The organism is Holdemanella hominis (assembly GCF_014306155.1).
Classification (GTDB): Bacteria; Bacillota_I; Bacilli_A; order Erysipelotrichales; family Erysipelotrichaceae; genus Holdemanella; species Holdemanella hominis.
Window position 1 is genome coordinate 1 of record NZ_JACRWH010000072.1, and the last position, 7,889, is coordinate 7,889.

At 34.7% G+C, this 7,889-nt stretch carries 6 protein-coding genes and 1 pseudogene; 2 read left to right on the forward strand and 5 right to left on the reverse strand.

The features are described 5' to 3' along the window. Positions 1-171: 171 nt before the first annotated feature. The 3 genes and pseudogenes from H8911_RS11225 to H8911_RS11235 form a co-directional block, all read right to left on the reverse strand. Positions 172-1,518, reverse strand: a pseudogene (locus H8911_RS11225) (MATE family efflux transporter). Between the two features lie 33 nt (positions 1,519-1,551). Beyond that, complete coding sequence (locus H8911_RS11230; protein WP_186999716.1) at positions 1,552-2,721, reverse strand: AraC family transcriptional regulator; 1,170 nt, start codon at positions 2,719-2,721, stop codon at positions 1,552-1,554. Positions 2,722-2,891: 170 nt separating this feature from the next. Further along, positions 2,892-3,170: a hypothetical protein gene (locus tag H8911_RS11235; protein WP_186999717.1), complete on the reverse strand. Its 279-nt coding sequence runs from the start codon at positions 3,168-3,170 to the stop codon at positions 2,892-2,894. 241 nt (positions 3,171-3,411) lie between these two features. On the opposite strand from H8911_RS11235, the gene H8911_RS11240 reads away from it, so the two are divergent. Together H8911_RS11240 and H8911_RS11245 are read left to right on the forward strand one after the other, a co-directional pair. Next, the gene (locus H8911_RS11240; RefSeq protein ID WP_186999718.1) at positions 3,412-3,975 is read left to right on the forward strand and encodes a TetR/AcrR family transcriptional regulator; all 564 of its coding nucleotides are present in this window, start codon (positions 3,412-3,414) and stop codon (positions 3,973-3,975) included. Positions 3,976-4,066: 91 nt separating this feature from the next. After that, the gene (locus H8911_RS11245; RefSeq protein ID WP_186999719.1) at positions 4,067-6,025 is read left to right on the forward strand and encodes an oleate hydratase; all 1,959 of its coding nucleotides are present in this window, start codon (positions 4,067-4,069) and stop codon (positions 6,023-6,025) included. Between the two features lie 36 nt (positions 6,026-6,061). On the opposite strand, the gene H8911_RS11250 is transcribed toward H8911_RS11245, so the two are convergent. Continuing rightward, entirely contained in the window at positions 6,062-6,256 is a 195-nt protein-coding gene (locus H8911_RS11250; protein WP_147487099.1) for a hypothetical protein, read from the reverse strand. A gap of 33 nt (positions 6,257-6,289) precedes the next feature. Continuing rightward, positions 6,290-7,438, reverse strand: coding sequence for a DUF349 domain-containing protein (locus H8911_RS11255; RefSeq protein WP_186999720.1), 1,149 nt, complete (start codon positions 7,436-7,438; stop codon positions 6,290-6,292). Positions 7,439-7,889 lie beyond the last annotated feature (451 nt).

Here is a 7,889-nt window from a genome sequence, read left to right on the forward strand (position 1 = left end):
AACATTTACCAAAGTTATACTAAATTTATGACAACATGGAATGTTATTCTATAAGTGCCTTAAAGATAAGGCAATGAATATAGAAATAAACCAATATTCATATCTCTCTCCTAAAAAAATAATAAACAAAAAGGAACCATTCTAGACACCAACACTAGAATGGTTTCTTTGTTATTCTTTCCAATTAATTTTTCGATAATATAAGAAAAATACAATACTTGATAAAGACCAAGTAAATGGATAAACCAAATATACAAATACAATGTTATGGAATAGCATGTTCAACATTGTTAATAAGGTGACTCGCACAAGACACCAACATACAAGCATAACAACCATTGGAATCACAGACTTTCCTACTCCACGAAGTACAGCCGACACACCATGGCTATATGCTAATAAAAAGAATAGAATCGTCGCATAATGAGCTCGTTCTACACCATATTGTATTACTTTTGGATCGTCAACAAATAAACGCATTAATGGAGTAGCAAACAGTGCAATCAATAACCCTATGGTTTCAGCCAAGCTGACGGAACAAACCAGTCCAAAATGAGCTCCTTTTCTAGCCCTTTTATATTCTTTGGCTCCTCTATTTTGAGAAACAAACGTAGTTAAAGCCATCATAAAACTTGTGATTGGCAAAAACGCAAAACCCTCAATTTTTGTATAGGTACCAATACCAGCCATAGCCAAGGATCCAAACGAATTGATATTCGATTGTACAACGACATTTGATATTGAAATTAAACTATTCTGAATTCCCGTTGGAATCCCCATTTCCAATATTTCCTTACCTACATCAGCATGTATACGAATCTCAGAAAGATGTACCTGATGACTTTCATTTGTCCGAATCAATAGATACAAACAAAGAGCAGCACTTAAAAACTGTGATAGAATCGTAGCCAAAGCAGCCCCTTCTACATTCATATGAAGTCCTGCTACAAATATGATGTCCAATACAACATTTACACAACTTGATACAATCAAGAAATATAATGGATGTTTGCTATCTCCTACTGACTGCATAATACCTACACAAGAATTGTATAGAATCATTCCTAAAGACCCTAAAAAATAAATTTGTAGATATACAGTGGATAAATGAATCACATTTTTTGGTGTTGACATCCACCCTAACAATACAGGTGCCTACAAGTATCCAAAAACGGTTAAGCCAATCCCAAAAATCAATCCAAACGCCATAAGTGTATGAATCGCATTCTGCATTCTTTCTTTATCATTCGCACCAAAGTAGCGTGCAATGACCACTCCTGCACCTACGGATATTCCTTGAAGCAAACTAGTCAACAAAAAGATCAATTCCCCACAAGAAGTAACGGCCGCAAGGCTTGAACTTCCCAAGTAGTTTCCTACAATCAAGGAGTCCGCGGTATTATAAAGTTGTTGAAATAGATTGCCTAGAAACACAGGAAACGCAAACAGAAGCATTTGTTTCCAAATCGTTCCAGACGTCATTAACATTTGATTCTTTTTCATGTACATATCATACACTATTAGCGCAAGAAAAAAAGCCCATTTCTGGACTTATTGAGAAATGCTCTTGGCATAATCCGTTGGAGAAATCCCATACTGCAATTTAAACTTTCTAGAAAAGTAGTGAATGGAAGTAAATCCTAAAATATCAGATATTTCTGAAATCGTCTGATTATGCTCATGAATCATGATTTTAGCCTGATTCAATTTCACGTTGGAAATATATTGTTTTGGCGTAATATGAATATTTGACTTAAACAAATTCTGTAGACTCGACCTCGAAATTGAGAACTTCGTACACAAATCTTCCACCGTAAACTGTTTATATACATTATTATTGATAAAAACCAAAATTTCATTCAACAACGTACTCTCATAATGCTCTTGCATCGGATTCGCCGTTATAGAAATCGATTCCTCTACCTCATCATCAAATTGATATAAAAGAATTAGAATCTGTTTTAAATACAATAGTACGAGTTCTGAATTCAAATGACCATCGGACTGAATGGATTTCATAAATTCAGACAACACTTGATAAATATCTTTTCGCGTATGAAAAACACGATTCTTTAAATCGCCAGGCAACTTATTATCCATATCAAACGTAATCGTCAGATATGAACAAGTACTCTGACTATCTGTACTTTGTGTATGGAACTGTCCCGGATAATATAAAATCAAATCATATTTAGACAATCTGTAACTATGACCATCTACCGTCGTATCCAAAGTACCATGATCAATATATGTCAATTCATAATAATCATGTGACTCACCAGGAAATGTATAATTCGATTTACGAACCTGGTAAAAACATGTAAAGATCTCTTTTAAATTCATCTTTGAAACCAAAGGCTGATACGAATATGGAGTCTCCATCATCTTCTGATTCATTCCATGACTTGAATAATGAATTTGAAGCACACTCTCTTTTGAGATAGAAACATAATTAAAATAAATATCTGGTTTTAAACGAACAACACGGTGAATCACATATTCCTCAAACTTTTTACCATCTTTACTCACCACTAACATGATAATTCCACTACGCGTATCCAAATATACTGGATCGCTAGAATAATAAAATGAATCAAACGTTTTATTTGTGATTTTAAAATCGTTTTCAACATAATCAATCAAATGCCCTGCATTATGATTTACAGAATAGAATACATCCCCAAACTTCTGGAATGAATAATTCGTAGTTCTCTTTTGCATATAAATAAATCTCCTTAGTTTTATGCCCCTTATTATTTTTTGTTCTTTTTAGTTGTGAAAGTTATTTATCTATTAAAAAGTATAAACCCAAACAGTTTATTCGTAAAGTATTTTTCTGTAAACAAAAACGCCTCATCTATCACATTACACGATAAATAAAGCGTATTTTATTATCTCATTTTTTCAATTAAAGGAACAATCACACTATCAATTATTCTGCAATTTGTCGTTCTTTCATCCCCATAATAGTATTCTTTAAATTCATCTAACGACAAACTCACTATTGTGACCAAAGACATTTCTCGATTATCTCTTTTCCATATTTCATATTCATATACATCTAAATCTCGTTTATTTAGAAAAACATTATATTCTGTATCATTCATACAAAAGCGAAAACAATCCAAGAAAAACACACTCATTTGCGATTCATCTACTGATATATACATAGTTTCCATACCTCACTCTTGTATTATATCACTTCCCAAAATTTCACAAAATGTTTTGATTAAATTAACGAATGATAAAATTATAGTATAAGTGTGCCTGAGAGAAGCACATCTACAATATTCAAAGGGCCCTATTACAGCTAGGGCAAGGCAAAATTCTGTTTGTTACAGCCACTCAGAATTTAATGTTCATGGTCTCCTAAGAATTGACGGGAGACCCTTTTTTTATTATTATTTTTGTATGTCAAACCTAACTAAACTTGCTCTAGAGCAATCCCTAAAAAGATTCTTATTAAAGAAACCATTGGATAAGATTACCATCAAAGATCTAACGGACGATGTTGGTATTTCAAGAATGTCTTTCTACTATCACTTTAAAGATATTTATGACCTTGTCGAATGGTCTTGTATTTATGATGCCACAAATGCACTAAAAGGAAATAAGACCTACGACACTTGGCAAGAAGGTCTCACATCCATTTTTGAAGCTGTTCTTCAAAATAAGCCATTCATATTGAATGTGTATCACGCTACAACACAAGACAGTATCGAAAGATTTTTGTTCACAACCGTACACGACCTTATTTTAGGGGTTGTTAGAGAAAAGTCTCAAGGCACCAACATTTCAGAAGAACAAATCCAATTCATTGCCGATTTCTATAAATATAGCTTTGTAGGCATTATGCTCGACTGGATTGGCAAAGGCATGAATGAAGATTATAATGAAATCGTCTATAATATGGCCAACACTTTGCATGGTTCTATCGCAAATTCCATTTCAAACTTTACAAATGAAGCAAAATGATAAAAAAATTATCATCTTGCTTTTTTTGTTTATGGTTTTTTATTTTGATTCTCACTATTATGTAGCCATAAAGAAAAAGGAGGACATGTATATGTCAAAGAATACTGTAAAATTAGGCATTGCAGGCCTTACTGCTGCAGCTACAGGTGCTGCTTTATTTACCGCCAAAAAAGTGAACGATAAAAAGAAAGAAGAAAAGACATCTACAAGTGAATATCGTAATACAGAAAGAGGAAAATACGAAAAGAACTCTAAAGGTATTTACTACACTAATGGAAACTATGAAGCATTTGCCCGCCCAGAAAAGCCAGCTGGCGTCGATAATAAGAATGCATATATCGTAGGTAGTGGACTTGCTGCACTAGCGGCTGCTTGCTTCTTAGTTCGTGATGGACAAATGCCAGGAAAAAACATCCACGTATTAGAAGCAATGGATATTGCTGGAGGTGCATGTGATGGAATCTATGATCCCACTCGTGGATATGTCATGAGAGGTGGACGTGAAATGGAAAACCACTTCGAATGTTTATGGGATTTATTCAGAAGCATTCCTTCCTTAGAAATTGAAGGGGCTAGCGTTCTAGACGAATACTATTGGTTAAATAAACATGATCCTAACTACTCATTGTGTCGTGCCACAATCAACCAAGGAAAAGATGCTCATACAGATGGTAAGTTTGACTTAAGTACAAAGGGGGCTATGGAAATCGCAAAATTATTCATGACACCAGACGAAGACTTATATGATAAGACAATTGAAGATGTATTTGATGAAGAAGTATTCGATTCAACATTCTGGATGTATTGGAGAAGTATGTTTGCGTTTGAAAACTGGCACTCTGCATTAGAAATGAAATTATACTTCCAAAGATTCATTCACCACATTTCAGGACTTCCTGATTTCAGCGCCTTAAAATTCACAAGATACAACCAATATGAATCATTGATTCTTCCTATGCAAAAATATCTAGAAGCTCATGGCGTAGACTTCCAATTCAATACAGAAGTCACAAATGTTGAGTTTGAATTTGTAGGTGACAAAAAAATTGCGAAGACAATCGAATGCAAAGTCAACGGAACCGAAACCGGCATTGTATTAACTGAAAACGATTTAGTATTCGTGACAAACGGAAGCTGTACAGAAGGAACAATCTACGGAGATCAAGACCATGCGCCTAATGGAGATGCTGAAGTAAGAACAAGTGGATGCTGGAGCTTATGGAAAAACATCGCAAAACAAGATCCAAGCTTTGGTCATCCAGAAAAATTCTGTTCAGACATTTCAAAGACAAACTGGGAATCTGCCACAGTCACAACATTAGATGATAAGATTATTCCTTATATCACAAATATTTGTAAACGTGATCCTCGCAGCGGAAAAACAGTTACTGGAGGTATTGTCACTTGTAGAGATTCAAGCTGGTTAATGAGCTGGACAATCAATCGTCAAGGACAATTCAAGAACCAAGATCCAAACAAAGTATGCGTTTGGGTATATGGACTATTCACAGATGTTGATGGTGACTACATTAAAAAGCCAATGAGAGAATGTACTGGTAAAGAAATTACAGAAGAATGGCTATATCACTTGGGTGTTCCAACGGATCAAATTGAAGAATTAGCTACAAATTCAGCACGATGCGTACCTACAATGATGCCATACATCACTGCCTTCTTCATGCCACGTACAAAAGGTGATCGTCCAGACGTAATTCCTGACGGATGTGTAAACTTCGCCTTCTTAGGACAATTTGCCGACACACCAAGAGACACAGTCTTTACAACTGAATATTCAGTACGTACCGCAATGGAAGCTGTATATGGACTATTGGGTGTTGATCGTGGTGTTCCAGAAGTTTGGGGCAGCGTATATGATGTACGTGAATTATTAGATTCAAGCGTTAAATTAATGGATGGTAAATCGCCACTTGAAATCAACCTTGGCCCTTTAAACGTATTCAAAAAACCAATTCTTAAGGCAATCAAGGGTACTGTAATTGAAAAACTATTAAAAGATCACGATGTGATTAAAAGCAATATGAAATACTAGAAATGAAAAGGAAGAAAGCACTATACTTTCTTCCTTTTACATATCTAGCCAGATTTTAAGTCCCGTTGTATCCGCTCTACCCGATACAAAGGTTACCTCTACATTATGGTATTTTTCACACTCTTTACGAATGTCCTTTACTTGGCCTTCTAATACAACTTCATTTTTTTGATTATATAATATTATTTTTGTCTCTGGATAAAACAGCTTCATACATTCATGAAAATTCATATAATAAACCCCAAGAAAAAGAGAGTAGATCAACTACTCTGCTAATTTCTTTTCAATATCTTCGATTTCTTGTTCAAGTTGTTTGATAAAATCTTCTTTATCTTCTACCTGATCCTGTAAGTCAGCTACTGTAGCTTCACTTACCAAACCAGTCATATCATCCTGAAGACGTTTGATTTGACGTTTTTGGTTTGCGATTTGTACTTCTTTACGAGAAATAATTTCTGACATGTGTTCACGCCAGTTAGCACGACGCTTTTCACTAGCCGATTTTAAACCCGCAAAGTATTCATCCATAACTCCTCTGAACTCATTCCAGATTTCGTCTTCTTTATCTTTTCCACAGAAACCAATTGATTTCCATTTGTTAGACAATTCTTTCATCATTGCCGTTTGTTCACGAGTATATTCCTGTAAACCAGCAATTGATTTAGCTTCCTTAACTAAAGCTTGTTTTTCAGCATATTTTTCAGCATGTTCAACATGCAATTTTTCATAGAATTCATTACGTTTCGCATAGAATTTTTGGCGAGCCTCATTAAACGCATTCCATAAATCATCATCAAATTCACGACCTGCATTTCCTGCTGCTTTCCATGCATCCATCAATTCTTTATATTTAGCACTTGTTTTTTGCCATTCTTCTGAATCCTGTAAAGACTTAGCTTTTTCAATTAAATCTTCTTTTACCTTTTTGGCATTTTCAAACTGAACCGCTCTATTTTCCCAGTTTGCATGTTTACGATCATAGAACTTCTGACGAGCTGCATTGAAACGTTCCCACAATTCATCATCCGTTTTCTTTCCGGCATTTCCTGAAGTTTTCCATTCATCCATTAAAGAAGTCATTTTTTCAGTAGCCTTCTTAAAATCATCTGATAAAGAAGTTTTTTCAGCTTCCTTAATCAAAGCTTCCTTAGCCTCTACAACCTTTTGAGACAATGCCTTTTGCTTCTCATAAACCTTTTCAACATTTGCCTCAAATTCTTCTCTTAACTTTTCTTCTGCCAAAGACTCCCCAAATCCAGTCTTTCTCCATTTTTTCTTTAAATCATTCACAAAGCGAACAGCTTCGTTGAAATCTTCAATTTCATCAACTTTTTTTGATTCTTCGACAAGAGCCTGTTTTTGGTCAATACCGGCTTCCATATCTTCAAATTCTTCGTAAAATTCTTTTTCCATACATCTACTCAGCTTTCTAATCATCCTATTACTTATGATTATAACATATAATAAAAAAAGTACGAGAAAAAACTTTTTCTGCGAAAAAGTCACACGTCTAAATGGCGTGCCCGGTTCGTTTCCAGTCGTCCGGTAACATTTCAATATCTACTCCATCTTTCTGAATCATTCGGTATCCCGATACATTCAGTCTTTATCGATGGAGTTTTTATTGTATGCTCTGTTTATAAATACTTCAGAATTTCATCCATGATCTATGTACCTATCTTCCAGTAAGATATCATAAACTTCTGGTTCTGATTATTTATCTTATTTAATCCACAAATCCCATACCTCTTCGATTGATCACATAGGCTGCACAATAATGTACACTCAATCCTTTGATCTTGGTATACTTTTCTTTTCCAATCTTACTTGTATTCTTTGGATCTACTTTAATTACATCCACTTC

What these genes read in the sequence shown, in the direction of transcription:
- H8911_RS11230 (WP_186999716.1), bottom strand. Translation starts at nt 2,721, where the DNA reads ATGCAAAAGAGAACTACGAATTATTCATTCCAGAAGTTTGGGGATGTA.
- H8911_RS11235 (WP_186999717.1), bottom strand. Translation starts at nt 3,170, where the DNA reads ATGTATATATCAGTAGATGAATCGCAAATGAGTGTGTTTTTCTTGGAT.
- H8911_RS11240 (WP_186999718.1), top strand. Translation starts at nt 3,412, where the DNA reads ATGTCAAACCTAACTAAACTTGCTCTAGAGCAATCCCTAAAAAGATTC.
- H8911_RS11245 (WP_186999719.1), top strand. Translation starts at nt 4,067, where the DNA reads ATGTCAAAGAATACTGTAAAATTAGGCATTGCAGGCCTTACTGCTGCA.
- H8911_RS11250 (WP_147487099.1), bottom strand. Translation starts at nt 6,256, where the DNA reads ATGAATTTTCATGAATGTATGAAGCTGTTTTATCCAGAGACAAAAATA.
- H8911_RS11255 (WP_186999720.1), bottom strand. Translation starts at nt 7,438, where the DNA reads ATGGAAAAAGAATTTTACGAAGAATTTGAAGATATGGAAGCCGGTATT.